Annotated in this window: 23 protein-coding genes; 18 read left to right on the top strand and 5 right to left on the bottom strand. The window is 65.0% G+C overall.

The window, feature by feature from the left end; genetic code table 11:
• From Q0602_RS16770 to sthA, 9 genes are all read left to right on the top strand, one after another.
• On the top strand, positions 1 to 1,157 hold a 1,157-nt coding region (locus Q0602_RS16770), incomplete at its 5' end, for a Na(+)-translocating NADH-quinone reductase subunit A (protein ID WP_298845703.1).
• A gap of 2 nt (positions 1,158 to 1,159) precedes the next feature.
• Positions 1,160 to 2,398, top strand: a complete 1,239-nt coding sequence (locus Q0602_RS16765) for an NADH:ubiquinone reductase (Na(+)-transporting) subunit B (RefSeq protein WP_298845701.1) — start codon at positions 1,160 to 1,162, stop codon at positions 2,396 to 2,398.
• A complete protein-coding gene (locus Q0602_RS16760; protein WP_298845705.1) occupies positions 2,395 to 3,174 on the top strand; it encodes a Na(+)-translocating NADH-quinone reductase subunit C in 780 nt (259 codons plus the stop codon). The genes Q0602_RS16765 and Q0602_RS16760 overlap by 4 nt, the downstream gene beginning before the upstream one ends.
• Before the next feature lie 2 nt (positions 3,175 to 3,176).
• Positions 3,177 to 3,857 carry an NADH:ubiquinone reductase (Na(+)-transporting) subunit D gene (locus tag Q0602_RS16755; RefSeq protein ID WP_295036077.1) on the top strand — a complete coding sequence of 227 codons (681 nt, stop codon included), beginning with the start codon at positions 3,177 to 3,179 and terminating at the stop codon, positions 3,855 to 3,857.
• Positions 3,850 to 4,470 (top strand): NADH:ubiquinone reductase (Na(+)-transporting) subunit E, encoded by a 621-nt coding sequence (gene nqrE / locus Q0602_RS16750; RefSeq protein WP_110600158.1) that lies wholly within the window; start codon positions 3,850 to 3,852, stop codon positions 4,468 to 4,470. The genes Q0602_RS16755 and nqrE overlap by 8 nt, the downstream gene beginning before the upstream one ends.
• A gap of 63 nt (positions 4,471 to 4,533) precedes the next feature.
• Positions 4,534 to 5,766 (top strand): NADH:ubiquinone reductase (Na(+)-transporting) subunit F, encoded by a 1,233-nt coding sequence (gene nqrF, locus Q0602_RS16745; RefSeq protein ID WP_298845698.1) that lies wholly within the window; start codon positions 4,534 to 4,536, stop codon positions 5,764 to 5,766.
• Complete coding sequence (locus Q0602_RS16740) at positions 5,763 to 6,803, top strand: FAD:protein FMN transferase (protein WP_298845695.1); 1,041 nt, start codon at positions 5,763 to 5,765, stop codon at positions 6,801 to 6,803. The genes nqrF and Q0602_RS16740 overlap by 4 nt, the downstream gene beginning before the upstream one ends.
• Positions 6,804 to 6,814: 11 nt before the next feature.
• Positions 6,815 to 7,072, top strand: a complete 258-nt coding sequence (nqrM, locus tag Q0602_RS16735; protein ID WP_110600152.1) for a (Na+)-NQR maturation NqrM — start codon at positions 6,815 to 6,817, stop codon at positions 7,070 to 7,072.
• A 74-nt stretch (positions 7,073 to 7,146) separates the two neighbouring features.
• A complete protein-coding gene (gene sthA, locus Q0602_RS16730; RefSeq protein ID WP_110600150.1) occupies positions 7,147 to 8,538 on the top strand; it encodes a Si-specific NAD(P)(+) transhydrogenase in 1,392 nt (463 codons plus the stop codon).
• Between the two features lie 64 nt (positions 8,539 to 8,602).
• On the opposite strand, the gene Q0602_RS16725 is transcribed toward sthA, so the two are convergent.
• The 3 genes from Q0602_RS16725 to Q0602_RS16715 form a co-directional block, all read right to left on the bottom strand.
• On the bottom strand, positions 8,603 to 9,514 hold the full coding sequence (locus Q0602_RS16725; RefSeq protein ID WP_298845689.1) for a DNA replication terminus site-binding protein: 912 nt from the start codon (positions 9,512 to 9,514) through the stop codon (positions 8,603 to 8,605).
• Between the two features lie 146 nt (positions 9,515 to 9,660).
• Positions 9,661 to 10,560 (bottom strand): carbon-nitrogen hydrolase, encoded by a 900-nt coding sequence (locus tag Q0602_RS16720; RefSeq protein ID WP_298845687.1) that lies wholly within the window; start codon positions 10,558 to 10,560, stop codon positions 9,661 to 9,663.
• A gap of 9 nt (positions 10,561 to 10,569) precedes the next feature.
• Positions 10,570 to 11,622 (bottom strand): agmatine/peptidylarginine deiminase, encoded by a 1,053-nt coding sequence (locus Q0602_RS16715; protein ID WP_298845686.1) that lies wholly within the window; start codon positions 11,620 to 11,622, stop codon positions 10,570 to 10,572.
• Positions 11,623 to 11,895: 273 nt separating this feature from the next.
• Here Q0602_RS16715 and Q0602_RS16710 point away from each other — a divergent pair, with 273 nt between their 5' ends.
• Both Q0602_RS16710 and Q0602_RS16705 read left to right on the top strand, forming a co-directional pair.
• Positions 11,896 to 13,137 (top strand): lipoprotein-releasing ABC transporter permease subunit, encoded by a 1,242-nt coding sequence (locus tag Q0602_RS16710; protein ID WP_295036084.1) that lies wholly within the window; start codon positions 11,896 to 11,898, stop codon positions 13,135 to 13,137.
• Complete coding sequence (locus Q0602_RS16705; protein WP_295036085.1) at positions 13,130 to 13,846, top strand: ABC transporter ATP-binding protein; 717 nt, start codon at positions 13,130 to 13,132, stop codon at positions 13,844 to 13,846. The genes Q0602_RS16710 and Q0602_RS16705 overlap by 8 nt, the downstream gene beginning before the upstream one ends.
• A 109-nt stretch (positions 13,847 to 13,955) precedes the next feature.
• Here Q0602_RS16705 and Q0602_RS16700 read toward each other — a convergent pair whose 3' ends face one another.
• Complete coding sequence (locus Q0602_RS16700; RefSeq protein ID WP_298845685.1) at positions 13,956 to 14,486, bottom strand: DUF2062 domain-containing protein; 531 nt, start codon at positions 14,484 to 14,486, stop codon at positions 13,956 to 13,958.
• An 81-nt stretch (positions 14,487 to 14,567) separates the two neighbouring features.
• Here Q0602_RS16700 and Q0602_RS16695 point away from each other — a divergent pair, with 81 nt between their 5' ends.
• The 7 genes from Q0602_RS16695 to murB all read left to right on the top strand — a co-directional run bounded on the left by Q0602_RS16695 (position 14,568) and on the right by murB (position 22,482).
• Positions 14,568 to 16,940: a DNA internalization-related competence protein ComEC/Rec2 gene (locus tag Q0602_RS16695; RefSeq protein WP_298845683.1), complete on the top strand. Its 2,373-nt coding sequence runs from the start codon at positions 14,568 to 14,570 to the stop codon at positions 16,938 to 16,940.
• Between the two features lie 122 nt (positions 16,941 to 17,062).
• On the top strand, positions 17,063 to 18,802 hold the full coding sequence (msbA, locus tag Q0602_RS16690) for a lipid A export permease/ATP-binding protein MsbA (RefSeq protein ID WP_298845681.1): 1,740 nt from the start codon (positions 17,063 to 17,065) through the stop codon (positions 18,800 to 18,802).
• Entirely contained in the window at positions 18,799 to 19,812 is a 1,014-nt protein-coding gene (lpxK, locus tag Q0602_RS16685) for a tetraacyldisaccharide 4'-kinase (protein WP_298845679.1), read from the top strand. The genes msbA and lpxK overlap by 4 nt, the downstream gene beginning before the upstream one ends.
• Before the next feature lie 174 nt (positions 19,813 to 19,986).
• Positions 19,987 to 20,187, top strand: coding sequence for a Trm112 family protein (locus Q0602_RS16680; RefSeq protein WP_187775931.1), 201 nt, complete (start codon positions 19,987 to 19,989; stop codon positions 20,185 to 20,187).
• Positions 20,184 to 20,957 (top strand): 3-deoxy-manno-octulosonate cytidylyltransferase, encoded by a 774-nt coding sequence (kdsB, locus tag Q0602_RS16675; protein WP_149434704.1) that lies wholly within the window; start codon positions 20,184 to 20,186, stop codon positions 20,955 to 20,957. Before Q0602_RS16680 ends, kdsB begins: the two co-directional genes overlap by 4 nt.
• Entirely contained in the window at positions 20,954 to 21,448 is a 495-nt protein-coding gene (locus Q0602_RS16670) for a low molecular weight protein-tyrosine-phosphatase (RefSeq protein ID WP_298845675.1), read from the top strand. The genes kdsB and Q0602_RS16670 overlap by 4 nt, the downstream gene beginning before the upstream one ends.
• 20 nt (positions 21,449 to 21,468) lie before the next feature.
• Positions 21,469 to 22,482 (top strand): UDP-N-acetylmuramate dehydrogenase, encoded by a 1,014-nt coding sequence (gene murB / locus Q0602_RS16665; protein WP_298845673.1) that lies wholly within the window; start codon positions 21,469 to 21,471, stop codon positions 22,480 to 22,482.
• A gap of 118 nt (positions 22,483 to 22,600) precedes the next feature.
• Here murB and rne read toward each other — a convergent pair whose 3' ends face one another.
• Entirely contained in the window at positions 22,601 to 26,077 is a 3,477-nt protein-coding gene (rne, locus tag Q0602_RS16660) for a ribonuclease E (protein ID WP_298845671.1), read from the bottom strand.
• Positions 26,078 to 26,727: the final 650 nt, after the last annotated feature.

Below are 26,727 nucleotides of genomic sequence, written 5' to 3'. Positions count from 1 at the left end.
GGGTGCGCTATACCGCTCCCGGCGCCGGCGAAGTGGTTGCCATCAATCGTGGTGAGAAGCGTCGCCTGTTGTCGGTCGTCATCAAGCTCGACGAAGAAGAAGAGAGCGAAACGTTCACCGCGCATGGCGTGGACGGGTTGGCCTCGCTGACACGCCAGCAGGTGGTCGATCAACTGGTCGACTCCGGCCTGTGGACGGCGCTGCGCACCCGGCCGTTTTCCCGGGTCCCGGCGCTCGATGCGGTGCCGGCGGACATCTTCGTGACGGCCATCGACACGCATCCGCTGGCGGCAGATCCCAAGCTGATCATCGACGCCGACAGCGATGCCTTCCGCCACGGGCTGGCGGTGATCCGGCATCTGACACCCGGAAAACTGTTCGTGTGCCGCCGTGGCGACACCCCCTTGCCGGGAGATGACCTCGACGGCGTCGACGCCCAGGGCTTCGACGGGTTGCATCCCGCCGGGCTGGTGGGTACGCATATCCACTACCTGTCGCCGGTCGGCCTGCAGCGTCAGGTGTGGCATCTCGACTGCCAGGACGTGATCGCCATCGGCAAGCTGTTCGTCGAGGGGCAGCTCGACCCGACCCGCGTCGTCGCCATCGGCGGCCCGCGGGCCAAGAATCCCCGCCTGGTCCGGACGCGGCTGGGAGCGAGCAGCGAGGAGCTGCTCCAGGGCGAGATCGAGCAGCCGGAGGACACGCGGGTCATCTCGGGATCGATCTTCGGTGGCGCGCAGTGCGAGGGAAGCCGTCAGTTCCTGGGGCGCTTCCATCGCCAGTTCTCGCTGCTGGAAGAGGGCAACAAGCGGGCCTTCATGGGCTGGCTATCGCCCGGTCGCAATCGCCATTCGGTGATGGGGATCTACGTCTCCCAGTTCCTGGGTCTGCCCAACTACGCGCCCAACACCTCGACCAACGGCTCCGAGCGCGCCATGGTTCCGATCGGTGCCTATGAAAAAGTGATGCCGCTGGACATCATGCCGACCCAGTTGCTGCGCTCGCTGATCGTTGGCGACATCGAATCGGCCATGCAACTCGGCTGCCTGGAGCTGGATGAGGAAGACCTCTCGCTGTGCACCTATGTGTGCCCCGGCAAGTACGAGTATGGTCCCATCCTGCGCGACAACCTGACCATGATCGAGAAAGAGGCCTGACGATGGGGATTCGCAATACGCTCGACAAGCTGGAGCCTCATTTCGAGAAGGGCGGCAGGTACGAGAAGTTCTACGCCCTCTACGAGGCGGTCGATACGATTTTCTATTCGCCGCCCAGCGTCACCAAGAGCATGACTCACGTGCGCGACGGGATCGACCTGAAGCGCATCATGATCACGGTCTGGGCCTGTACTTTCCCGGCCATGTTCTTCGGCATGTACAACGCCGGCTACCAGGCCAACATGGCGATCGCCGATGGCTTCGGCGCGATCGGTGGCTGGCGCGAGACGTTGACCATGGCGCTGGCGGGCAGCCACGATCCGGCTAGCATCTGGGCGAACTTCGTCCTCGGCGCAACCTACTTCCTTCCCATCTACCTGGTCACGTTCGTGGTGGGCGGCTTCTGGGAAGTGCTGTTCGCGGTCAAACGTGGCCACGAGGTCAACGAAGGGTTCTTCGTCACCTCCGTGCTGTTCGCGCTGACGCTGCCGGCCACCATCCCGCTGTGGCAAGTGGCACTGGGCATCACCTTCGGTGTGGTGATCGGCAAGGAGATCTTCGGCGGCACCGGCAAGAACTTCCTCAACCCGGCACTGACCGGGCGTGCCTTCCTCTACTTCGCCTATCCGGCCCAGATCTCCGGCGACAGCGTGTGGGTGCCGGCCGACGGCTATACCGGCGCCACGGCGCTCTCCAACGCCGCGCTCAATGGCATGGAGGGCCTGCATCAGCAGTACAGCTGGTGGGATGCCTTCTTCGGCTTCATCCAGGGCTCGGTGGGAGAGACCTCGACACTGGCGATTCTGATCGGCGCGGCGGTGCTGCTGCTGACGCGCATTGCCTCCTGGCGCATCATGGCCGGCGTCATGCTCGGCATGATCCTGACCTCCACGCTGTTCAACTTCGTCGGCTCCGACAGCAATCCGATGTTCGCGATGCCGTGGTACTGGCACCTGGTGCTGGGCGGGTTCGCCTTCGGCATGGTGTTCATGGCCACCGACCCGGTGTCGGCATCCATGACCGACCGCGGCAAGCTGATCTTCGGTGCGCTGATCGGGGTGATGACGGTGCTGATCCGCGTGGTCAACCCGGCCTTCCCCGAGGGCATCATGCTGGCGATCCTGTTCGCCAACCTGTTCGCGCCCCTCATCGATCACTACTTCGTGCAGGCCAACATCCGGCGACGCCAGAAACGGCTCGCGAGCCTGGCGCCGGTGCCCACCGAGAAGGAGGCTGTCTGATGGCGAGCAACAACTCGATCAAGAAGACGCTGATCGTCGCATTCTCACTTTGCGTCATCTGCTCGGTGGTCGTCTCTTCCGCAGCCGTGGTTCTCAAGCCGAAGCAGGTTCAGAACCAGGAGCTGGATCGCAAGAGCAACATCCTCCAGGTGACCCAGCTCTACAAGCCGGGCGACGATGTCGAGGAGAAGTACGCTGAACTGATCACCCCGCGTGTGGTCGATCTCAAGACCGGCGAGTACTCCGACGACCTGGACCCGGACAGCTACGACCAGTTCGATGCCGCCAAGGATCCGGCGACCTCCCGCACGCTGTCGGGCGAGGACGACATCGCCGGGATCGGCCGTCAGGAGAACTACTCCACGGTCTACCTGGTGGGCGATCCCGACGATCCGGAGCAGATCGTCATGCCGATCCGGGGCCAGGGGCTGTGGGGCCTGATGGAAGGTTTCTTGTCCGTGCGCGGCGACGGCAATACCATCGTGGGGCTATCCTACTACGACCAGTCGGAGACGCCGGGCCTCGGCGGTGAAGTCGACAACCCGCGCTGGAAGGCCCAGTGGGACGGCAAGAAAATCTATGAGGGCGGTGATTTCCAGGACCCTCAGATTCAACTCGTGAAAGGCGGCGCCAGCGGCGAATACGAAGTCGACGCGCTGTCGGGAGCCTCGCTCACCAGCCGGGGCGTCACCAACATGTTGCGGTTCTGGCTGAGTGACGAGGGCTACGCCCCGTACCTCGCCCGATTCCACGACGATTCCCAAGGAGGTGCGTGAAGATGGCTACCGACTCCGTGAAAGACGTCGTCCTGTCACCGGTATTCAAGAACAACCCGATTGCCTTGCAGGTACTGGGGATCTGTTCGGCACTGGCGGTGACCAACTCCATGAGCGTATCGCTGGTCATGGGTCTGGCGGTGATCGCCGTCACGGCTTTCTCCAGCATGTTCGTGTCGTTGATTCGCAATCACATCCCATCGTCGATCCGCATCATCGTGCAGATGACGATCATCGCGTCGCTGGTCATCGTGGTCGATCAGGTGCTGCGCGCCTACGCCTATGACATGTCCAAGCAGCTGTCGGTGTTCGTCGGCCTGATCATCACCAACTGTATCGTCATGGGACGTGCCGAAGCCTACGCCATGCAGAACGGACCGGTGATGAGCTTCCTCGACGGTGTCGGCAACGGCCTGGGCTACGCGGTCATCCTGTTGATCGTCGGTTTCGTGCGCGAACTGCTGGGTTCCGGCAGCGTGTTCGGCCTGACGATCCTGCCCACGGTGCAGAATGGCGGCTGGTACGTGCCCAACGGCCTGATGCTGCTGCCGCCGTCCGCGTTCTTCGTCATCGGCCTGTTCATCTGGGTGCTGCGCTGGTTCAACCCGGAGCAGATCGAGAAGACGGAATATCGCATCGTTGCCAACAGCAAGGCCAAGATCAAGGAGACCGCCAATGTTTGAGCACTATCTCAGCCTGTTCGTGAAGGCGGTCTTCGTCGAGAACATGGCGCTGGCCTTCTTCCTCGGCATGTGTACTTTCCTGGCCGTGTCCAAGAAGATCTCCTCGGCCATCGGCCTGGGCATCGCCGTGATCGTGGTCCTGACGATCACCGTGCCGGTCAACAATCTGATCCTCAACTACCTGCTCAAGGCGGGGGCGCTGAGCTGGACCGGCCTGGAAGGGGCCGAGAACATCGACCTCAGCTTCCTGGGACTGTTGAGCTACATCGGCGTCATTGCGGCGATCGTCCAGATTCTCGAGATGTTTCTCGACAAGTTCGTGCCGGCGCTCTACAACGCCCTGGGTGTGTTCCTGCCGCTGATCACGGTCAATTGCGCCATCATGGGGGCCTCGCTGTTCATGGTGCAGCGCGACTACACCTTCGGCGAGTCGGTGATCTACGGCGCCGGCGCAGGCGCCGGCTGGGCCCTGGCCATCATGGCGCTGGCGGGTATCCGCGAGAAGCTCAAGTACAGCGATGTACCGGGCAGCCTGCAAGGCCTCGGCATCACCTTCATCACGGCAGGATTGATGTCGCTGGGCTTCATGTCCTTCTCCGGCATCCAGCTCTGACACCAACATGACCGGGTGGCGTCGTGACAGGCGCCACCGCAAACAGGGAAATAGGAATCCGACATGGTTGATACATCCATCATCGTGCTCGGCGTCGTCATGTTCACCGTGATCGTGCTGGGATTGGTGGCAATCATTCTGGCGGCGCGTAGCCGGCTGGTGAGCAGCGGCGACGTGGCGATCGAGATCAATGGCGACCCTGACAATACCGTGACCACTCAGGCCGGTGGCAAGCTGCTTCAGACCCTGGCTGCCAACGGTATCTTTCTCTCCTCGGCGTGTGGTGGCGGGGGCTCCTGCGCCCAGTGCAAGTGCCAGGTGAGCGATGGCGGCGGCTCGATCCTGCCGACCGAAGAGTCTCACTTCACGCTGCGCGAGAAGAAGGAAGGCTGGCGTCTCTCCTGTCAGGTGCCGGTCAAGCAGGACATGAAGATCCGCGTTCCCGACGAGGTCTTCGGGGTCAAGAAGTGGGAATGCGAAGTGACCCAGAACCCCAACGTCGCGACCTTCATCAAGGAACTCAACCTCAAGTTGCCGGAAGGCGAGGAAGTGGCGTTCCGTGCCGGCGGCTACGTGCAGCTGGTGGCGCCGCCCTACGACGTCAAGTTCTCCGACTTCGATATCGAGGAGGAGTACCGCGGCGACTGGGAGAAGTTCGGCCTGTTCGACATCTCTCACAAGAGCGACGAGGAGGTGATTCGCGCCTACTCGATGGCGAACTATCCGGAAGAGAAGGGGCTTCTCAAGTTCAACATCCGTATCGCCACGCCGCCCCCCAAGTCGAGCCATCCCCCGGGGCTGATGTCGACCTACGTGTTCGGTCTCAAGCCGGGTGACAAGGTCACCGTGATGGGGCCGTTCGGCGAGTTCTTCGCCAAGGACACCGAGGCCGAGATGGTGTTCATCGGCGGTGGTGCCGGCATGGCGCCGATGCGCAGCCATATCTTCGACCAGCTCAAGCGGCTCAAGTCCAAGCGCAAGATGTCCTTCTGGTACGGTGCGCGCTCCTGGCGGGAGACGTTCTACAACGAAGAGTACGACCAGCTGGCCGAGGAGTTCGACAACTTCGAGTGGCACTTGGCGCTCTCCGATCCTCAGCCGGAAGACAACTGGGAAGGGCCCACCGGGTTCATCCACAACGTGCTCTACGAGAACTATCTCAAGGATCACCCGGCGCCCGAGGACTGCGAGTACTACATGTGCGGGCCGCCGATGATGAACGCCTCGGTGATCAAGATGCTGACCGATCTTGGGGTGGAGCCGGAGAACATCATGCTGGATGACTTCGGCGGATGATCGGATCGCAACGGCGCCGGGCGACAGGGCCGATCCTTCTGGGGTTGGCCCTGTTGCTATTCGCACTGCTGGCCGGGTGCGAGCGCGAACCCGAGTCCTATCGGCTGGAAGGGCCGATCTTCGGTACCGGGTTCCATGTCACCTTCTACGGCGATTACGACGACGACCAGCTCGCCGAGATCGAGGGGTCGGTCAAGGCGGCGCTGGATCGGGTCGACCAGCTGATGTCGACCTACAAGACAGGCTCCGAGCTCTCGAGGTTCAATCGGGCACCGGTGGGAGAGCCGTTCCAGCTCTCGCCGCAGACCGCGGAAGTGATCCGCGAGGCCATTCGGGTGGGCGACATGTCCGCTGGGGCCTTCGACGTGACGGTCGGCGCGGCGGTGAACCTGTGGGGATTCGGGCCGGACAAGCATCCGGATCGCGTGCCCGACGACGACGCCATTGCCAAGGCGCTGAAAGAGGTCGACTACCAGGCGCTGAAGCTCGATGGCAACACCCTGACCAAGACCAAGCCGGTCTATGTCGATCTGTCGGGCATTGCTAAGGGATACGGCGTCGATGCCGTGGCGCGGGCGCTGGACGATCTGGGCGTGCAGCGCTACCTGGTCGAGGTGGGGGGCGAGATCCGGACGCGAGGCAGCAAGCCCGGCGACGAGCCGTGGCGGATCGCGGTGGAAAAACCGGTCTCGAACGAGCGCAGCGTGCAGCGTATCATTGAGTTGGATGATTCGGCCGTGGCGACGTCGGGCGACTACCGTAACTATTTCGAAAGCGACGGCAAGCGATACTCGCACACCATCGATCCGCGCACTGGCCGGCCGATCAAGCATCACTTGGTCTCGGTGACGGTGATCACGTCCGACTGCATGACGGCCGATGCGCTGGCCACGGCGATCGACGTCATGGGACCGGACGCGGGTTATGCCATGGCCGAGCGGGAAAACCTGGCGGTCTATCTCGTTGTCAAAACACCGGATGGCTTTGAAACCCGGGCCTCGACCGCGTTTCAGCGCTATCTGAAAGACTCGGATTAGGAGGGTCAGTCATGACGATCTGGATTCTGGCTTTTGCCATCATGCTGCTGCTGGTCGGCGGCATGGCGATCGGCGTCATTCTCGGGCGCAAGCCCCTCGCGGGCTCCTGCGGCGGCCTCAATACGCTGGGCCTGAAGAACGGATGCGAAATCTGCGGCGGCAACGATGAGGTCTGCGAAGAAGAGAGCCGCAAGAACCTGGCCGGAGCGCGTCGGCGCAGCGACGAGAACCGCGGTGCGGACCTGGGTTACAACGCCGTCAAGCGTTGAGCGACATGCCGGCCGCAGGTGTCGCCACGAGCCAATCGAATCGTAAGCCATCGGGTAAGGAGTAGGCGAAGCACATGGCAGTTCACAATTATGACCTCGTGGTCATCGGCTCGGGGCCCGCGGGAGAGAGTGCAGCAATCAATGCGGCGAAGCATGGCAAGCGTGTCGCCATCGTCGAGCGGCAGTCCTCCGTCGGTGGCAACTGCACCCACTGGGGGACGATCCCCTCCAAGGCGCTACGGCACCAGGTCAAGCAGATCATGCAGTTCAACACCAACCGCATGTTCCGCGATATTGGCGAGCCCCGCTGGTTCTCTTTTCCGAAGGTTCTGGAACGCTCCCGGGTGACGATCGATCAGCAGGTCGAACTCCGCACCAAGTTCTACTCCCGCAACCGCATCGACCTGTTCTTCGGCGTGGCGCGCTTTCGCGACGAGCACACCGTCGTGGTTCGGGACAATCACGAAGGGGCGGAAGAGCTCAGTGCACCGCAGTTCGTGATCGCCACCGGCTCCCGTCCCTATCGGCCGGCGGACGTCAATTTCCGTCATCCGCGGATCTACTGCTCGGACACCATCCTCGGCCTGTCGCATACGCCACGCACGCTGATCATCTACGGTGCCGGCGTGATCGGGTCCGAGTACGCCTCCATCTTCTCCGGCCTGGGCGTCAAGGTCGACCTGATCGACACCCGCGAGCGCCTGCTCTCCTTCCTCGACGACGAGATCAGCGACGCGCTCTCCTACGAGCTGCGCAACTACGGTGTGCTGATCCGGCACAACGAAGAGTATCGCAGCGTCGAGGGTGACGAGGCCGGCGTGGTGGTCAACCTGGAGTCCGGCAAGCGCCTGCGCGCCGATGCTTTCCTGTGGGCCAACGGACGTACCGGCAATACCGACGAACTGGGACTGGAGAACATCGGGCTGGAGGCCAACGGTCGCGGCCAGCTGCAGGTGGACGATCACTATCGCACGGCGATCCCGCATATCTACGCGGTGGGGGACGTGATCGGCTGGCCGAGCCTGGCGAGCGCGGCCTACGACCAGGGCCGCAGTGCCAGCGACGAGTTCCTCGGCGAGGATTTTCGCTTCGTCGACGACATTCCCACCGGGATCTACACGATTCCCGAGATCAGTTCGGTGGGCAAGACCGAGCGGGAGTTGACCGAAGCCAAGGTGCCCTACGAAGTGGCCCAGGCGTTCTTCAAGGATACCGCCCGCGCGCAGATCACCGGTGACACCGCCGGCATGCTCAAGATCCTGTTCCATCGCGAGACGCTGGAGATCCTGGGGATCCACTGCTTCGGCGACCAGGCGTCGGAGATCGTCCATATCGGCCAGGCCATCATGCAGCAGAAGGGCGAGGCGAATACGCTGCGCTACTTCATCAATACCACTTTCAACTATCCCACCATGGCCGAGGCCTATCGCATCGCGGCCCAGAACGGTCTGAACCGACTGTTCTGAAGCTGGCCAGCCAGCGCGCCTGGTCCACGCCGGGCGCGCCCAGCGTGGCTCCGGGCGGGCCGAATCAGGCCTTCTCCTGCTGTTTCTGACGTTCGAGAGCGATCTGCAGGGCCGGATTGCGATAGCGATAGACACGCAGACTCTTCAGAAAGACATCGTCCTCCAGCCGCTGGTCTGACCGGCGGGCACGGGTTCGCGTCTTCGGCGGACGTGCCGGTGGATCGTTGAGATGCGGTAGCTTCAGCGCCGGGTCGGGAATGAACAGCGGCAGCGGCAGGTTCATGGCCCGACGCATTCGCCCATCCTCCAGCGCCTCGCGGAAGAACAGGTTGGCTCGCATCACCGGCGCCTGCTGCTGGATCTGCGCCAGGGGTTCGTCGCTGGGGAGGTCGGCGAGCTTGCGCAGTTGGATCTGGATGTGCGATGCCGACAGATCCATCTGCTTCAACCGGGCCTCGGCATCGGCAACGCTGAGGCGCTTGATCGAGCGGCCGCTGGTGTACCAGGCAAGCCTGATTCGCGAGAGCGGCGCGTCGGCGATCGGAAGCTGGCGCCAGCACTGCTTGAGATGCAGGCGGGCCAGCCCCTGGCCCCGGAGGTGGTCGTGCAGCACCGGGTGTCGGAAGGGCAGGACGGCCTTGATCTCGGGGATCAGTTTCGGGGCGGAGTGACGGATGCGTTTCAGGGTCGCGGCAAATCTTGCCTTGACGCGATTGACCGCTTCGACGGCTTCCATGATTGACGGCCCGGCGACGATCACGCCGATGTAGTTGCGCGTTTCGCGGCCATCCTGTCCGTCCTGGTACCAGAAGTCGGTCAGGGCGCGACGGAGCCAGCTGGCGTCGACGATCGAATTGCCCAGTGCCCAGGCGGGGGTGGGGTCGTCGGCGTAGGCCTTCGCCAGATGCTCGACCGCATCGATCAGGTGGTCGAAGTCGGATTCCAGCTCGGCCAGCAAGCGATACTGCAGTTCCATGGATGGCCCCGAGAAGTGAATTTCGGTTTATACCGTTATCCTAGCTGTTGTGACAGCCCGCAGGAAAGGGGTGTGGCAGTGTCATGCCGGGCGCGGGTGGCATTCGCTGCCGCCGCTATTGGCGGCAGCGATTCGACGCAACCCGCTCAGCGGTCGCGGTAGCGGCGGGTCAGGTCGCCGTAGGCGTCGATACGCCGATCACGCAGGTAGGGCCAGATTCGACGCACGTCCTCGCTGCGCAGCAGATCCACCTCGACCAGCAGGTTCTCGCTCTGTTCTCCCGCCTGGGCCAGAAACTCACCCTGCGGACCACAGACGAAACTGCCACCCCAGAAATCGATGCCTTCGCCGACCCGGGACGAATCGGGTTCATGGCCCACCCGGTTGGCGACGAGCACCGGCAGGCCGTTGGCCACGCCGTGCGATCGCTGAATCAGCGTCCAGGCGTCCTTCTGGCGCTGCTTCTCCGCGGTGTCGTCGGACGGGGTCCACCCGATCGCGGTGGGATACAGCAGCAGGTCGGCGCCGGCCAGTGCCATCAAGCGAGCCGCTTCCGGATACCACTGATCCCAGCACACCAGCACGCCGAGACGACCGACCGAGGTATCGATCGGTTCGAACCCCTGCTCGGCATCCTCGTCGCCCGGTGTGAAGTAGAACTTCTCGTAGAAGCCGGGGTCGTCGGGAATGTGCATCTTGCGATAGTGCCCGACGCGGCCTCGGGCGCGATCCAGCACGATCGCGGTGTTGTGATAGAGGCCGGCAGCCCGGCGCTCGAAGATCGAGCCGACGATGACGATGTCGAGCTCTCGTGCGAGATCGGCAAGCTTTTGCCCGGTGGGGCCGTCCAATGGTTCGGCCAGGTCGAACAGCGCGGTGTCTTCGCACTGGCAGAAATAGTGGGTCGCGTGCAGCTCCTGCAGCAGTACCAGCTCGGCGCCCTGGGCGGCGAGCTCGCGGATGCCGGCTTCGCTCGCTTCGAGGCTGCGCTGTTTTTCCGGCCAGGCCTGCTGTTGCACCAGGCCGATTCTGAGCGTCTTGGACATCGTCTCTCCTTACCGTTGGAAGAGCGCGGGGTCGAGCGATCCGCGCGGCAGCTGCATGGTCAGGCAGTGCAGACTGCCATGCTGGCGAATGACGGCGCGGCAGTCGATGGGCACCACCTCTCGCCCCGGGAACGCTTGATCGATTACCTGGAGCGCCCGGAAATCGGCGGCATCGCCATAGGTGGGCACCAGCACCGCGCCGTTGATGATCAGGAAGTTGGCATAGGTTGCCGGCAGGCGGTGGCCATCGTCGGGGTCGAAGCAGGCCTTGGGCCAGGGTAGCGCCAGCAGGCGATAGGGCGAACCGTCCTCGCGGCGAAGCGCCTTGAGCTCGGTCTCCATGGCGGCCAGCGCTGCATGGTGCGGATACTGTGGGTCGTCGCAACGTACGTAGACGATCGTCGCGGGGTCGCAAAAGCGCGCCAGCGTATCGACATGGCTGTCGGTATCGTCTCCCTCGAGATGGCCGTGCTCGAGCCAGAGCATGCGAGCGATGCCGAGCTGTTCGCCCAGGCGAGCCTCGATGGCGTCACGATCGAGCCCGGGGTTGCGGTTGGGGTTGAGCAGGCAGGCGCTGGTCGTGAGCAGCGTACCTTCGCCATCGGACTCGATGGCTCCGCCCTCTAGGACCAATGCCTGCGATACCACCGGCGCCGCGAACACGCCCTGGGAGGCCAGCGACCGGGTCAGTGCGTCGTCCCGCGCCGCGGCGAACTTGCTCCCCCAGCCGGTGAACACGTAATCCAGGAGCTCGATACGGCCATCGCGCTCGACGGCGATCGGGCCGTGGTCACGGGCCCAGGTGTCGTCGCTGGGCGCCACCGCGAGATGGTAAAGGGAGGCATCGACCCCTAGTGACGTGAATCGGGCGCCCAGCCGAGCCCGCTGGCCATCGTCGTGGACGACGATCAGCACCGGCTGGTAGCGGGTGATGGCCACGACCATCGCTTCCATCGTCGCCTCGATCTGCCCGAGCAGCGGCGCCCAGTCGCTGGTCGGCGTTGGCCAGGTCAGTTGAATGGCGTCCTGCGGATGCCATTCGGGGAACAGACGCGGGGTCATGGTGTCTCCATTGCGCATAAGGGCCGATGTGCGTCAGGGCCGATGTCGAGGACGCGGCATTCTAGGGCCTGATCGTGGCGATGCAAGCTGGAATTCGTCGTTCGCGTCGCCGTCGCGCGATTCTCTGCCGCCATTTATCGCGCCATCTATCGATAGGGCGTCAGTGTAGCTCCAGGCGCGCGCGTGGCAAGCGGCAAACCGCTCGTCAAACTGGCGTTTTCGGGAACCGCCAAAACCCGTAACATGAGCCGCTGCTGACAAGGAACCAACCCGATGCTCGACCGTTTACCCTTTCTGGTGGGCCTGAGATACGTCCGGGCCAAACGACGTAATCATTTCATATCCTTCATCTCGCTCACTTCGATGCTCGGCCTGGCCCTGGGGGTCGCCGTCCTGATCCTGGTGCTGTCGGTCATGAACGGCTTCGACCACGAGCTGCGCACGCGCGTGCTGGGCATGGTGCCGCACACCCGCATCGAACAGCAGGGCGGCATGCAGGACTGGAAGGCGCTGGCCGAGAAGGTCGATCAGCACAAGGATGTGGTCGCCTCGGCACCCTATGTGCAGCAGCAGGGCATGTTCTCCGCCAGCGGGCGCACCCAGGGGGCGATGGTCACCGGGGTACAGCCGGACTACGAGCGCCACGTCTCGATCATCGACCAGCACATGCAGGCCGGTTCGCTCGACGACCTCTCTCCGGGAAGCTGGCACGTGGTGCTGGGCTCGCTGCTGGCGCGTAATCTCGGCGTCGGCGTCGGTGATCGCGTGACGCTGCTGGTGCCGGAAGCCTCCATCACGCCGGGCGGCGTCTTCCCACGGCTGAAGCGCTTCACCGTCAGTGGCATCTTCAAGGTCGGGGCCGATCTGGATGCCAACCTGGCCTATGCCAACATCGAGGACATGCAGACGCTCGCCCGTCTCGGCGACAAGGTCGATGGCCTGCGCCTGGAGCTCGACGACCTGTTCAAGGCCGGGCCGGTGACCCGGGACATCGTCTCGAACCTGGGGGCCGGGTACCGGGGCATGGACTGGACGTACACCCACGGCAACCTGTTCCAGGCGATCCAGATGGAGAAGCACATGATCGGCCTGCTGCTGATGGTGATCGTCGCGGTGGCGGCCTTCAACATCGTCTCGACGCTGGTCATGGTGGTCACCGACAAGCACGCGGATATCGCCATCCTGCGCACGATCGGGGCCAAGCCGAAATCGATCATGGGAATCTTCGTGGTGCAGGGGCTGGCGATCGGTGTCATCGGTATCGTGATCGGCGTCATCGCCGGGGTGATCCTGGCGCTGACGGTCTCCGACATCATCGCCTGGTTCCAGGCGGCGACCGGTATCCAGTTCCTCGATCCCAACGTCTATTTCATCAGCTATCTGCCGTCGCGGCTCGAGATGAGCGACCTGGGCGTGATCGTCTCCAGCGCCTTCGGGCTGACCTTCCTGTCGACGCTCTATCCGGCCTGGCGAGCGGCGCGTATCCAGCCTGCGGAGGTGTTGCGCTATGAGTGAGTCCAACTCTCGATCATCATCCGTCAGCGGAGACAACATCATGCTCGACTGCCGCCAGCTCACGCGGACCTACAGCGAAGGCCCGCAGGATCTTACGGTTCTGGATCGCCTGGACCTGCAGGTGCGGGCAGGCGAGCGGGTGGCCGTCGTCGGCAGTTCCGGCTCCGGCAAGACCACGCTACTCAACCTGCTGGGTGGCCTCGACCGGCCCACCGGCGGCGAGGTCATCATTGGCGGCCAGTCGCTGGCGGGTCTGGGCGAGGCGGCGCTGGGCAGTTTCCGCAACCGCTATATCGGCTTCGTCTACCAGTTCCACCACCTGCTGGCGGAGTTCACCGCGGCGGAGAACGTCGCGCTGCCGCTGATCATCCGGGGGCAGGCGCGCAAGGTTGCGGTCGACAAGGCGCAGAGACTGCTGGATCGCGTCGGAATGGCCCCGCGGGGCGCGCACAAGCCGGGCGAGCTGTCGGGGGGGGAGCGCCAGCGTGTGGCCATCGCCAGGGCGCTGGTCACCGATCCCAGCCTGGTGCTGATGGACGAGCCCACCGGAAACCTGGATCAGGACACGGCGGCCAATATCCTTGCCATGATGGACGAGCTGGCGGCGACCACCGACTGCGCATTCGTGGTGGTGACGCACGACCTGTCACTGGCGGCACACCAGGATCGTACGATGCGCCTGGACAGAGGCCAGTTGACCGCCGTCTGACATCGCCGGCTAAAGCTGAAGCCGCCCTGGACGATCAATAGTCCAGGGCGGCTTTTTTGTGCGCGTGCGCTCGGTGGGGATGGCATCGATGGTGCCGGCGAGGCGGGGTTCACTGCCGTTGCCGGCGCTGGCGCCGTCTGGCGCGTCTTCGCCAGCTACGGTAGATCTGGAATCGCCAGACCAATCGCACCAGGACGTTGCTGGTGATGGCCAGTATCACGCCGACGATGACCGAACCGACCGCCAGTGGCAGGACGATGTGAGCCATCTGCTCGGCGATCCACATGGTGGTGATGTGATCCGGCACCTGGCGCGCGGGGTAGTTCATGACCCAGGCGCCGACCCGATAGTTGAAGTAGAAGACCACCGGCATCGTCAGCGGGTTGGTCAGCCAGACGAGGCTGACGGAGAGCGGCAGGTTGGCGCGCAGGCAGTAGGCGCCGAAAGCCGCCAGCAGCATCTGGCCGGGGATGGGCAACATTGCCGCGAACAGGCCGACCATACAGGCGTTGGCGACACTACGGCGAGAGAGCACCCACATCGCCGGGTCGCCCAGCATGTGATGCATGAATCGCAACGAACGAGTGCGCTGCAGCCTCTCCTGGCTGGGGATGTAGCGTTGTAACCATCGACGAGACATGAGGCCGCTCGCTGGACGAAGAAGGCCCATTATCCATACAACCCCAAGGGCCCGCCATGTTAAGTCCTCCATCGAGAAGCCTTGGCCTTGCCGACCCTTGAGGCGGAGAGATGGGCCTGGATGCGGGCCCGTCGTGTCGGCTGGGCCATGCCGTTGGCCCTGGCCGCGATCGCTGGCGCTGTCGTCGGTTATCGCGTCGGCGGCGCTGAAGCGTCGCTCTGGGGTGTGCCGTGGGCCGTCGCGGCAGTCGGTCTGCTGCTGGCGCTGTGGAAACGGTCGCTGTGGGGAGGGCTGGCGACGCTGGCGTTCCTGGCTTGTGCCCATGATGTCGGTCAGCAGCGCCACGGCGTGCTGCCCCCGGCCCTGGCGGGGCACGAATTCGTGCTCTCCGGCCGCATCCTGTCTCTGGATGCCGATCAGCGCCGCTCCCGTTTTCTCTTCGACATCGACGCCTGCCGACCCGACGACCCGGACGACACCTGTCCCGCGGTCACGCGTGTCAGGTTGTCCTGGTACGGCGCACCCGAGCTGCAGCCGGGGGAGCGCTGGTCGTTCGTTACCCGCCTGCGCGAGCCGCTGGGGTTTGCCAACCTGGATACCTTCGATTACGGCGCCTGGCTCTGGCGGGAGGGTATTCAGGCGCTCGGCTACGTTCGCGACGAATCGCCACGGCGCCTCACCGGGGCCGCTTTCTCCGTGCGTCGGGTGGCGCTCGGCCAGTTGGACGAGATGGCGCTGTCGGCCAGAGGCAAGCGCTGGCTGGCGGCATTGACGCTCGGCGCGGGGGACCGGCTCGACGATGACGACTGGCAGTTGCTGAATGCCACGGGCACGACTCACCTGATGGTGATCTCGGGCCTGCATGTCGGCCTCGTCGCGGCGCTCGTGCTATGGCTGCTGCGGCGACTGGCGCGTTGGCTCCAGCCGCTGTCCTGGCGGATGACGGTCTGGCCGTGGATCGGGGCGGGGGTGGCGGCGTTCGCCTATGCCGGTCTGGCCGGCTTCGAGCCTCCCGCCACCCGGGCCGCCATCATGACCGCGATCGGGCTCTGGGCGGCCAGCGGGCGTCACGCCCCCGGATGGTGGCAGGCCTGGTGGCTGGCACTGGGGCTGATCGTGATCTGCGACCCCCTCGCGCCCTGGCGGCCGGGTCTATGGCTCTCCTTCGTGGCCGTTGCCGTCCTGATCATGGCGTGGTCGGGGCGCCCCCGTCCCACCGGTTGGAGAGGGTGGGTGATCGCGCTGCTGCGCAGCCAGTGGTTGCTGGCTCCCTTCATGGCGGCAGCGGTTCTTCTCGCCTTCGGACGGCTGTCGCCATTGGCGCCGCTGGTCAACCTGTTCGCGGTGCCGCTGGTCGGTAGCGTGATGGTTCCGCTCGGATTCGTCGGCTGGCTTTTCGGCGGCTGGCCGGCGGTGGCGAGCTGGGTCTGGTGGCCTTTCGACCACCTGGTGGCGGTGCTGGCCTTCGTGCTCGCCGGCGCCGCCGACGGCCTGCCGTTGTGGAGCCCTGCGCCCTGGTGGCGCTGGCCGATCGCGGCAGCCCTGGTGCTGTGGGGGCTGCTGTGGCTGTTACCCGGCGTGGAGCGCTCGACGCGGGCGTGGGTCTGTCCCACGCTACTGGCACTCGTCATGCTGCTGCGGGCGCCGGGCCTAGAGCGGAACCAGCTGGTGGTCACCGTCTACGATGTCGGCCAGGGGCAGTTGGTCGAGCTCGAGACGCGGGACCGACGCGTGCTGGTCGATACCGGCCCCCGTTTCGGTTCGGGGTTCATGCCGGCGTCGCTGCTGTGGCCGCCGGGTCAGCGATTCGACGATGTGGTCGTCACCCACAGCGATAGCGATCACTCGGGAGGGATCGCCGCGCTGCGCCGGGATCATCGGGTGGAGCATTGGTGGGCGCCTCGGGGCAACGATCTGGGGTTGCCATCGCGTCCCTGCGAGGCCGGTGGCGGTTGGCGGGACGGGGAGGCTGCCTGGCGGTTTCTCTCTCCGCCGGCCGGCGATGTCGCCACCAACGCCAACGACCGCTCCTGCGTCCTGCTGGTGACGCTGGGCACGCGCCGGGTGCTGATTACCGGTGACGCCGAGGCGGGGCGGGAGCGTGAGTTCGTCAAGTCGCTGCAGGGCGGCCCGCTGGGGGGCCGCCGCCTGGACGTGCTGGTGGCCGGCCATCATGGCAGCCTCACCAGCTCCTCGCCGACCCTGGTCGCGGCGACACGCCCACTCGAGGTGATCTTCAGCAGCGGACGCGGCAATCCGTTCGGTCACCCGGCGCCGGCGGTCGTGCAACGCTTCGTCGATGTCGGGAGCCGGGTCTGGAACACGGCCTATGATGGCGCGGTGCGTGTGGTGTTGACGCCATCCGGCCTCGAGGTTTCCACGCAGCGCCATCCGGGATGGTCTCGGCGGTCGGCTGTCGACCTCGGAGATGTTGGGGTAGAATCCAGCCCCTGATGGGCGCCGCGGGTGCGCAACGGCGGAGCGGGACTTCGTCGACGCCTGCCCGCCCGGCGCCCTGGCCGATCGGCGCGCGCAGCGCCGCGGGCCAGACCTTTTCCCAGTCGAACGGAGTTACCGTGTCGCAAGCTTCCAGTTTGGCACTCTATCGGCGCCTCCTAGAATACGTCCGCGTAGAGTGGCGATCGTTCGCCCTGGCGGTGGTCGGCTACGTCATCTACGCCGCCTCGAGCACGGCCCTGGCGGAGATGATGAAGCGGCTGATCGACGGCATACAGAACCCCGATGCCTCATTTCGCCTTTTTCTGCCGCTATTCGTGATCGGCATGTTCGCCTCCCGCGGTGTGGGTACCTTCCTCGGTACCTATTTCATGAGCAACGTGGCGCGCAACGTGGTGCACCGACTGCGGTGCAACGTCTTCAACCACATGCTGCACCTGCCGGGCCGTTTCTTCGACATGCACTCCAGTGGCCATCTCATTTCCCGGGTGACCTATCACGTCGAGCAGGTGACGGGCGCCGCCACCAATGCGATCACGATCATCCTGCGGGAAGGTCTTTTCGTGATCGGCCTGATCGGCTATCTGTTCTGGACCAACTGGCTGCTGACGCTGATTTTCATGTGCGTGACGCCGTTGATCGGGCTGGTGGTGCGCTACACCAGCAAGCGTTTCCGCAAGATTTCCCGGCGTATCCAGAACTCGATGGGGGACGTGACCCACGTCGCTTCCGAGGCGCTGACCGGCTATCGGGTCGTGCGCACCCACGGCGCGGAGGCGTACGAGAAGCGCCGCTTCGAGGCCGCCAGCAACTATAACCGCGAGCAGAGCATCAAGGAGGCGATGACCAAGGCGACCAGCACGCCTGTCATCCAGCTGCTGGTGGCCCTGGCGCTGGCGGGGCTGGTGTGGCTGGCGATGGCGCCGGAGTTGATGAACGCCATGACGCCGGGCGAATTCGTCGCCTTCATCACCGCGGCATCGCTGATGGCCAAGCCGATTCGCTCGCTGACCGACGTCAACAGCATCATCCAGAAGGGCTTGTCGGCGTCCCAGGAGCTGTTCGGACTGCTGAACCGCCCGACGGAGCACGACGAGGGCGAACGGATGCCGCAGCGTCTCAGTGGGGACGTTCGCTTCGAAGGGGTACGGTTCGCCTATGACGAAGATCAGCCAGAGGTGCTCAAGGGCATCGATCTCGAGGTGCCCGCCGGCCAGATGGTCGCGATCGTCGGACGCTCCGGGAGCGGCAAGTCGACGCTGATGTCACTGTTGCCAAGGTTCTATCGACCCACCGGCGGTCGCATCCTGATCGATGATGTCGATATCCAGGAGTATCGCCTGTCGCCGCTGCGTCAGCAGATCGCCCTGGTCTCCCAGCAGGTGACGCTGTTCAACACCACGATCGCCGACAACATCGCCTACGGCGTGCCCGATGCCGGTCGCGAGCAGATCGAGGCCGCGGCCAAGGCGGCCTACGCCCACGAATTCATCGAGCAGTTGCCGAAGGGCTACGACACCCTGGTCGGCGACAACGGCGTCATGCTCTCCGGTGGCCAGCGTCAACGTCTGGCCATCGCCCGGGCCATCTTCAAGGATGCGCCGGTGCTGATACTGGACGAGGCGACATCGGCGCTGGACACCGAGTCCGAACGCTATATCCAGCGCGCGCTGGAGGTGGTCTGCCAGGGGCGGACCACATTCGTCATCGCCCATCGGCTGTCCACCATCGAGCGCGCCGATCGAATCGCCGTCATGGATCAGGGCTGCCTGATCGAGAGCGGCACTCACGCCGAACTGCTGGAGAAAGGCGGCGCCTACGCCTCGCTGTACCAGCTCCAGTTCCAGGAGGAGGCGTGACCCCACTCGAGCGTGCCTGGTATCGCGACTCGGCCTGGCTCGGCCTGCTGGCGCCGCTGGAGTGGCTCTATCGCGCCGTCGTCGCGCGCCGGCGGGAAGCCTATCGGACGGGGCGACGGGCGGTATGGCAGCCGCCGGTGCCCGTGGTCGTGGTGGGCAACCTCTCGGTGGGCGGGACCGGCAAGTCCCCGCTGGTCGCCTGGCTGGTGCGCTGGCTGGGCGACAACGGCTGGCGGCCGGGCATCGTCTCCAGGGGGTACGGCGGCAAGTCCGAACGCTACCCGCTGGCGGTGACCGCGGAGACGCCGGTGGCGCAGAGCGGCGACGAGCCGCTGATGCTCGCTCGGCAGACCGGGGTCCCTGTGGTGGTTGACCCCGAGCGCTCCCGAGCGGCGCGCTGGCTCATCGAAGAGGCCAAGTGCGACATCGTGGTCGCCGACGACGGTCTCCAGCATTACGCCCTGGGGCGCGCACTGGAGCTGGTCGTCGTCGATGCCAGGCGCGGCTTTGGAAACCGGCACTGTCTGCCGCGGGGGCCGCTTCGGGAGCCCCTCCAGCGCCTGCGCGACGTCGATGCGCTGATCGGCAACGGCGGGGATGTCCCGTCCGCCGGCGATGAAGAGGGCGTGACGCCCCGTTTCTCGCTGACGCTCGCTCCCTTGTCATGGCGACATCTGGCCAGCGGCGAGCGTCATCCCGTCGAGCGTCCGCCGTTCGCGCCGACCGAGTCGGTGGCGGCGCTGGCGGGTATCGGCCATCCGCAGCGGTTTTTCGACACGCTGGAGGCCCTGGGGATCGCCCATGAGAAGCACGCTTTCGGCGACCACCATCGCTTCTCGGCGGCCGACCTGCCCAAGGACGCCTCGGTGGTGGTCATGACGGCCAAGGATGCCGTGAAATGCATGGATTTCGTCGACGAGCGCTGCTGGGCGCTAGACGTGGAGGCGATACCGGAACCGGCTTTCGTCGCCTGGTGGGCCGGCCGGGTCGAGGGTTGGAAGGGCGACTAGCGGACTGTACGCGCTATACGCCGTCGCGGCCGCGCGTACAGGGTGAACCGACCCTGGATTCGGCTCGCTCCTCTCTGGCGTATCGGCGACGATGGCGCGATCATGGTGGCATGTCCCGGCGCGCCGGTTTGGCGAACACGCCGAGGTACTCGGAATCTCCGATAAGGAATGATCATGGATAAGGAATTGATGACGATGTTGATCTGTCCGGTGAGCCATAGCGAGCTGACCTTCGATCGCGAACGTCAGGAGCTCAAGAGTTCGGTCAGCGGACTGGCCTATCCGGTTCGGGACGGGATCCCGGTGATGCTGGAGAGCGAGGCGCGTGTCATGTCGACCGAGGAAAAGCTCGGCAAGGCGGCCCCGACGTCATGAGCGATTTCGTTGTCGTGATCCCGGCCCGCTTCGGCTCCAGCCGCCTCCCGGGCAAGCCCCTGATGGAGATCGATGGCCTGCCCATGGTCCAGCACGTGTGGTTGCGGGCCAGGGAGAGCAGCGCTGCGCGGATCGTGATCGCCACCGATGATGCCCGTATCGAGCAGGCGGCGCGGGGGTTCGGCGCCGAAGTGGTCATGACGCGTGACGATCACCACTCCGGCACCGACCGTCTGGCCGAGGTCGGCGCCAAGCTGGCGCTGCCGGACGAGACCATCGTGGTCAACGTCCAGGGCGACGAGCCGCTGCTGCCCGCCGCGGTGATCGATCTCGTCGCGGAGCGTCTCGCCGCCGATGAGCGGGCGTCGGTATCGACGCTCGCCGAGCCGATTCACGATGTCGATACGCTGTTCAATCCCAACGTGGTCAAGGTCGTGACCGACTTGAGCGGACGGGCGCTCTATTTTTCCAGGGCGCCGATCCCCTGGGATCGCAATGCCTGGAAGACCCAGCCGCCGACACTGCTCGAGACGGACGCCTGGCTGCGCCACGTCGGCCTCTACGCCTATCGTGCCGGATTCCTGAGCGATTACGTCAACTGGCCACCGGCGCCGCTGGAGCAGCTGGAGCAGCTCGAGCAACTACGGGCGCTGCAGCACGGCCATCTCATTCAGGTGGCAACGGTCTCGTCGTCCCTGCCTGGCGGCGTCGACACCCTGGAAGATCTGGAGCGGGTGCGTCAGCATTTTTCTCAGCGGGAGAAGGCATGAGTGATTCGCGTCCCGTATTGCGTGTCCTGTTCGTTTGCATGGGAAACATCTGCCGTTCGCCGACGGCGGAGGGCATGCTCAGAAAGCGTCTGCAGGACGAGGGGATAGGCGATGACGTCGAGGTGGACTCGTGTGGCACCGGGGCCTGGCATGTCGGCCAGGCCCCGGATCCTCGCGCCATCCGCGCCGCGTCGGAGCGCGGGGTCGACCTGAGCGGCCTGCGTGGACGCCAGCTGACGCGAGAGGACTTCGCGCAGTTCGACGAAATCCTGGTGATGGACACCGATAACCTCGATCACGTGCTGGCGCTTCGGCCGGAAGACAGCTGTGCACGGGTCTCCCGCCTGCTCCAGTACGCCAACCAGCCGGAGACGGATGTGCCGGACCCCTATTTCGGTGGCGAGGCGGGGTTTCTCCATGTTCTGGATCAACTGGAGCTTGCCGTCGAAGGGCTGACGGCGTCGCTTCGGCAGCGTGTGGGCGGCGCCTGATGGCGGAGGCGATCCCTGGATTGCAAGTCGATCACGATCTAAGTCACGCCAACACCCTGGCGTTGCCGAGCCGGGCGGAGCGTTTCTGGCTCGCCCGTTGCGAGAGCGACGTCGTCCGAGGGGTGGAACTGGCCAATCGACACGACTGGGGTATCACGGTTCTCGGCGGCGGGAGCAACGTGTTGCTGCCGCCGCTGGTCGAAGGCCTCACGCTGCGTGCGGATCTCGCTGAGGTATCGTTCGCGGCGGGTGAAGAAGGCGTCGTGCATGTCGAGGTAGGCGCGGGTGCCGATTGGCATGCGCTGGTTCGACGCTGCGTGGAGCGCGAACTGTGGGGGATCGAGAACCTCGCTTTGATTCCGGGACTGGCCGGTGCCGCACCGATACAGAATATTGGCGCCTATGGTGTCGAGATTGCCGACGTGCTGGATTGGGTCGAGCTGGTCGACCGAAGAGACGGTCGGCCCCGCCGGTTGAGCCGGGAGGCTTGTGGACTGGGCTATCGCGACAGCGTATTCAAGCGCGAACTGGCCAATCAGGTCGTGATCACCCGGTTGGGTCTGATCCTCTCCACACGACCGTCGCCCAGGCTGGACTACGGTGCGCTGGGCGAGCGCGTTTCCGATCCGTCGAGCGCGCAGGCGATATTCGAGGCCGTCTGCGCCATTCGCCGGGAGAAACTACCCGATCCCGTCGTCACGCCCAACGCCGGCAGTTTCTTCAAGAATCCACTGGTCTCGCGGGCCAGGGCCGATGGGTTGCTGTCGGAGGCGCCCACGATGCCACACTACCCGCAGCCGGATGGCCGGGTGAAGCTGGCCGCCGGCTGGTTGATCGACCAGTGCGGGCTGCGGGGCTTGCGCAAAGGCGCGTTCGGCGTACACGATCGCCAGGCCCTGGTGCTGGTTCATTTCGGTGGGGGGACGCTGGCAGAGCTGTTGTCGTTCTCCGAGGAAATCGTCGACACCGTGCACGCGACTTTCGGGGTGGTGCTCGAGCGCGAGCCTCGCAGCATCCAGACCGCCGTCGCCTGAAGGGTGAAAGCGCTGTCGAGTGGCGAGAGCCGGCTCGGGCGCTGGAACCGATTCCGGAAGTTCGGCCAATGAAAAAGCCCAGACATTTCGTCTGGGCTTTTTCGTGGCTGGAGGCGACTCAGCTGTCGCTCTGGCCGGTCTCGCGGCGACGCTTCTCGCGCGGATCGTTGTGGGCGCGCCGACGACGCGGTCGTCGCGGTTCGCCCTCGTCGCCAGTCCTGCTGGCCGCCGGGCTCTCCGCGGCTTCGGCCGGACTCTCGTCGCTTTCGGCAGCGCCGGCCTGGTGGTGCGACTGCGCCTGGGTCGGAGTCGTGGCCCTGGTTTCATCATCCGACGAAGCGGGCGTTGCCGGCGCTTCGGATGCCGGTGTCGCCGGTGCGGTGTCGCGCGGCGCGCTTGCCACCGGCTCGGCCTCATCGACCCTGGTCACTTCGTCGACAGGCTTGTCTGCCGTCTCGTCCGTGTCCGGCTTGGCGGCGGCGGCCGACGAGGGGTTCTCCCCGGTCGCAGCCGTCGAATCGGCGGCCGACTCGTGACCCGGTGACGCTTCACCGCGCTCCGGTTGCGAGGTCTCTTCGCTGTGTGTCGCAGGGGTAGCGACATCGCTGGGCGAGGGGCTCGCCGTTGCCGGCGATCTGGCGGTGTCGGTCGCACTGTCCTCGGCGGATACCGGAGTCGCTGGCGCCTCGACAGCCCGTTCGGCGGATTCGGCCTTGGCAGCGACGTTGCTGTCGCTCGTCCGCTGGTCGGTTTCCGAACCGATCTCCGCTGAAGTGGCCGTCCGGCTCGCTTCGATCGATGCTTCGGGTTGCGCCTCGGCCGTGTGATGCTCGTCCGCGACGGAGGGAGAGGAGGCGCTCTCTGTCGTCGTCGGCTCGGGCATGGACTTGGCGGCCCGCTCCGGCTTCCGCGAGGAGGCCGCTTTTTCGGGTTCGGCTGTCTCGGACGCCTTGGCCGTGGACCGGGAGTCTTCCGGCTCGCTCGTGGTCGCGGTCGTCTCGACCTGCTCGGCACGAGGACCTTCGCGCTTCACGGCTTGGGTCTCGGCCGCCGGGGCGTGCCCCTCGGAAGAGGCCGTCTGGTTGTGGAGGGATTTGGCCTCGACAGACTCCGTCGGCTTCGCGTTGTCACCGGTATCGTTCGTCGCTGCCGCCTGCAGCTTCTGCTGCTCCTCGACGGCCGCCGGATTCAGGGCGTGCTTGCGCGAGCGGTTACGCGGATTGTTGCGTGTTCGCTTCGGCTTGCTCTCCCCGGTCTCCTTGGTGCCGCTGGCCGCGGGCGACGCGTCGCGGTTGTCAGTGCGCTGGGGTTTGACGTTGCCGGAGGGGCTGGTGCCATCGGCCTTTGCGGTATCGGCCTTCGCGGTATCGGCCTTGGCTTCGTTGCCGATCTTGTCGGCCTTGCCGCGACCCTCCTGACGGTTGTCCTGGCGCGGCTGACGACCCTGGCCCTGACGACTGTCGTTGCGGGTGTCGTTTCCACCCTGACGATCGTCCTGACCGCGACGGCGCCGGTTGTTGCCCTGGCGATTGCCATCGCCACCACGGGCGTTGCTGTCACCACGGGCGTTGCTGTCGCCACGGGTGTTGTTGTTGTCGCCACGGGCGTTGCCGTCGTTGGATCGGGACTGACTGTCGCTGCGTTTGCCGCTGCTGTCGCGATCGCTCTTCTGGCCCGTCGATCGGGAAGAGCGGGAGCTGGCCGAGCCGCTGCCCGTGCCGTTACCGCGGGAAGCGCCCGTGGACCGGTTGCCACTCTGGCCGCCCTGATCGCGCTGGCCGGAGGTATCGTGGGATCCCGGCACTTCCTCGTCGGCACGACGGCGCCCGAACAGACCCCGGAAGAGCTGCATCAGGCCGCCATTGGCCTGGGCCTGCGGAGTCGCCGCTGGCGTGGCTGCTGCACGCTCGGCGGCGGGCTGAGGGGCGGGCTGAGGGGCGGACTGAGGAGCGGGCTTCTCGGGTTCCTGATGCAGCGAGTCCGGAGCCGGGGCGGTGTGCTGGACCGTCTGCACGGCCGCCTGGGTGCGCTGGATCGGCTTGGCGAGCGTCGTTTCCGGCTCCTTGAACAGATCGCTATCGACGGAGAGTTCGAAGCTCGACTTGGTCTCGTCGCCATCTTCGGAGACGTGATCGTCACGGAGGCGCTGGACATCGTAGTGTGGCGTGTCCATCTCCGGATTCGGCAGCAACAGAACCTTGACACCCTGGCGGCGCTCGACATCGGAGAGAACGTTACGCTTCTCGTTGAGCAGGTAAGTCGCCACCGGCACCGGCAGAATGGCGCGAATCTGGGCGCTGCGCTCTTTCATGGCCTCTTCTTCGATCAGGCGAAGAATCGACAGCGCCATGGAGCGCACGTCGCGAATGGTGCCCTGGCCATCGCAGCGGGGGCAGACGACGCCACTGGTCTCGCCGAGCGAGGGGCGCAGCCGCTGGCGCGACATCTCCATCAGCCCGAAGCGCGAGATACGACCGATCTGTACGCGGGCGCGGTCGAGCTTGAGCGCGTCGCGAACGCGGTTTTCGACTTCGCGCTGGTTGCGTGCCGGCGACATGTCGATGAAATCGATGACCACCAGGCCGCCGATATCGCGCAGCCGCAGCTGGCGGGCGATCTCGTCGGAGGCTTCCAGGTTGGTCTGGAGCGCGGTTTCCTCGATGTCCGCGCCGCGAGTGGCGCGTGCCGAGTTGATGTCGATCGAGACCAGCGCTTCGGTGTGGTCGATAACCACCGAGCCACCCGAGGGCAGCTTGACCTCGCGCTGATAGGCGGTCTCGATCTGGGATTCGATCTGGAAGCGCGAGAACAGCGGAACGTCGTCGGTGTAGAGCTTGATCTTCTGCTGATAGGACGGCATCACCTGGCGGATGAAGCTCAGCGCCTCCTCGTGCACGTCCGCACTGTCGATCAGCACCTCGCCGATGTCCTGGCGCAGGTAGTCGCGCATGGCGCGGATGATCACGTTCGATTCGCGGTAGATCAGGAACGGGGCAGGGCGCTTGACCGCTTCGGTGGTGATCGCGTCCCACACCTGGACCAGGTAGTCGAGATCCCACTGCAACTCTTCCGGAGAACGGCCGATACCCGCGGTGCGCACGATGACGCCCATCTTGTCGGGCAGGGTCAATTGACCCATGGCATCCTTGAGCTGGCTGCGCTCATCGCCCTCGATCCGGCGGGATATGCCGCCGGCGCGGGGGTTGTTGGGCATCAGTACCAGGAATCGTCCCGCCAGGCTGATGAAGGTCGTCAGCGCCGCGCCTTTGTTGCCGCGCTCCTCCTTGTCGACCTGGACGATGACCTCCTGGCCTTCCTTCAGGACTTCCTTGATGTTGGGTCGGCCCGAAGGATCCTTGGAGAAGTACTCGCGGGAGATTTCCTTGAGCGGCAGGAAGCCGTGGCGTTCCGCGCCGAAGTCGACGAAAGCCGCTTCGAGGCTGGGTTCGAGGCGGGTGATTTTGCCCCGATAGATGTTGGCTTTCTTCTGCTCCCGGGCACCGGATTCGATGTCCAGGTCGTAAAGGCGTTGTCCATCCACGAGTGCGACGCGCAGCTCTTCCGGCTGTGTCGCATTGATGAGCATTCTTTTCATACGGTCTCGCTAATTGAGCGTGCCGGTGGAAGGCGTGCTGCAATCGGCGACGACGAACCGCAAGCGGTCGTGCTGTGCTCGCGCACATTGGTGAAGCGACCCGGCAGGGCAAGCAGGCGCATGGTGTGCCGGAACGGGCTCAGCGTGTCACACGTAAGGGAACCCGCGTCAGGAACTCGAGGGGAATGTCCGAACAACGCAGTTCGAGTCGCGCGATGCGGCTATCGGTGCGAGTTCGGGTCGACGCTCGTCGAGCCCAGTGGCGTGCTTGCTCATTACCATTACATCTTTGCTTTCATTACCTGCTTGCTAGGGACGCTACACGAACATGGGTTGAGTACGAAACGGTGGCAGGACATGTCACGGCGCGTTTTTCGTCGACGCATCCGGTCCTGCAGACTGCCGTCTATATCACTTGGCATTGTTCGGTTCGGCGACGCCTTCCACTGGTACCTGTGGATTTCCCGCGAGCATGGCGATCTGATGTCAGTCGCACGGTCGAGTCGGGGCCTGGCGTTCCAAACGTGTTTTGATCACTCCAGCAGCCGTGAGCGGTTGGCTTCGTTAACTCTCTGGAAGATCGAGACATTTTTTCACTTCGGTCAGCCTATGCAGTCGCTGACGCCTGAATGGGTGATAAACCCATCGAG

This window comes from uncultured Salinicola sp. (assembly GCF_937921195.1).
Classification (GTDB): Bacteria; Pseudomonadota; Gammaproteobacteria; order Pseudomonadales; family Halomonadaceae; genus Salinicola.
This window is presented reverse-complemented; position numbering and strand designations above follow the sequence as displayed.

Bases quoted from the DNA above. Each gene is read 5' to 3' on its own strand.
- Q0602_RS16765 (WP_298845701.1), top strand. From the start codon at position 1,160: ATGGGGATTCGCAATACGCTCGACAAGCTGGAGCCTCATTTCGAGAAG.
- Q0602_RS16755 (WP_295036077.1), top strand. From the start codon at position 3,177: ATGGCTACCGACTCCGTGAAAGACGTCGTCCTGTCACCGGTATTCAAG.
- nqrE (WP_110600158.1), top strand. From the start codon at position 3,850: ATGTTTGAGCACTATCTCAGCCTGTTCGTGAAGGCGGTCTTCGTCGAG.
- nqrF (WP_298845698.1), top strand. From the start codon at position 4,534: ATGGTTGATACATCCATCATCGTGCTCGGCGTCGTCATGTTCACCGTG.
- Q0602_RS16740 (WP_298845695.1), top strand. From the start codon at position 5,763: ATGATCGGATCGCAACGGCGCCGGGCGACAGGGCCGATCCTTCTGGGG.
- nqrM (WP_110600152.1), top strand. From the start codon at position 6,815: ATGACGATCTGGATTCTGGCTTTTGCCATCATGCTGCTGCTGGTCGGC.
- sthA (WP_110600150.1), top strand. From the start codon at position 7,147: ATGGCAGTTCACAATTATGACCTCGTGGTCATCGGCTCGGGGCCCGCG.
- Q0602_RS16725 (WP_298845689.1), bottom strand. From the start codon at position 9,514: ATGGAACTGCAGTATCGCTTGCTGGCCGAGCTGGAATCCGACTTCGAC.
- Q0602_RS16720 (WP_298845687.1), bottom strand. From the start codon at position 10,560: ATGTCCAAGACGCTCAGAATCGGCCTGGTGCAACAGCAGGCCTGGCCG.
- Q0602_RS16715 (WP_298845686.1), bottom strand. From the start codon at position 11,622: ATGACCCCGCGTCTGTTCCCCGAATGGCATCCGCAGGACGCCATTCAA.
- Q0602_RS16710 (WP_295036084.1), top strand. From the start codon at position 11,896: ATGCTCGACCGTTTACCCTTTCTGGTGGGCCTGAGATACGTCCGGGCC.
- Q0602_RS16705 (WP_295036085.1), top strand. From the start codon at position 13,130: ATGAGTGAGTCCAACTCTCGATCATCATCCGTCAGCGGAGACAACATC.
- Q0602_RS16700 (WP_298845685.1), bottom strand. From the start codon at position 14,486: ATGTCTCGTCGATGGTTACAACGCTACATCCCCAGCCAGGAGAGGCTG.
- Q0602_RS16680 (WP_187775931.1), top strand. From the start codon at position 19,987: ATGGATAAGGAATTGATGACGATGTTGATCTGTCCGGTGAGCCATAGC.
- kdsB (WP_149434704.1), top strand. From the start codon at position 20,184: ATGAGCGATTTCGTTGTCGTGATCCCGGCCCGCTTCGGCTCCAGCCGC.
- Q0602_RS16670 (WP_298845675.1), top strand. From the start codon at position 20,954: ATGAGTGATTCGCGTCCCGTATTGCGTGTCCTGTTCGTTTGCATGGGA.
- rne (WP_298845671.1), bottom strand. From the start codon at position 26,077: ATGAAAAGAATGCTCATCAATGCGACACAGCCGGAAGAGCTGCGCGTC.